Raw genomic sequence first — 603 nt, forward strand, 5'->3', positions numbered from 1 at the left:
GAAAGTCTGATGTTCATGGTCTGAGCATGATCCCCTGACAGCATGAAATCAAGCAGTTTCAATGATCACGGGTATATTCACGCTTAATAACGGTTTGTTATTTCTGTCGCTAATGGTCATACCAAGTCGACGGAAATAATATTTATCATAAACCGTTTGCGTGCCAACAACCGCCTGAACAGGTTTATAGTTGTAGGTTGTTTTTTCCTCGCCTTTTTTATACGAGGTGCTCACTTCATCAACCACGTAATCAACGGTACCCCACACATTTTCCTGCCGGGAATAGGTGTTTTCTGCGGTACCATTAAGACTAAATTAAAGGGTGAGGTCCGCGGGCGGGTTGACCACCTGCATCCCCTTTTCGCGAAGTGCGGTAACGATTTGCTGTGTGTAGACTCTTGATGCAATTGAATCATCTGGACTTTATACTGCAATGTTCTTCCCGGTTAGAGGGCGAGACAGTAAGTCATAGGCCTCAACTTTTGCGTGAAAAGGGGTGCTACAACCAGAGACGGTAAAAATAAGCGACCGCGAATTCAGATAATAAGTGCAACGCTCGGACATGATTGTGGAGAGTGTAGGAGGAAGGGTTAACTACCGATA

General features: G+C 44.9%; 1 protein-coding gene. It reads right to left on the bottom strand.

Annotated features, from left to right (window positions below):
- Window positions 1–48: 48 nt before the first annotated feature.
- Window positions 49–267 (bottom strand): hypothetical protein, encoded by a 219-nt coding sequence (locus ACSZPU_RS26195; protein ID WP_499004540.1) that lies wholly within the window; start codon window positions 265–267, stop codon window positions 49–51.
- Window positions 268–603: the final 336 nt, after the last annotated feature.

Origin of the sequence: Phytobacter sp. V69 (assembly GCF_965644215.1) — a bacterium.
Classification (GTDB): Bacteria; Pseudomonadota; Gammaproteobacteria; order Enterobacterales; family Enterobacteriaceae; genus Phytobacter.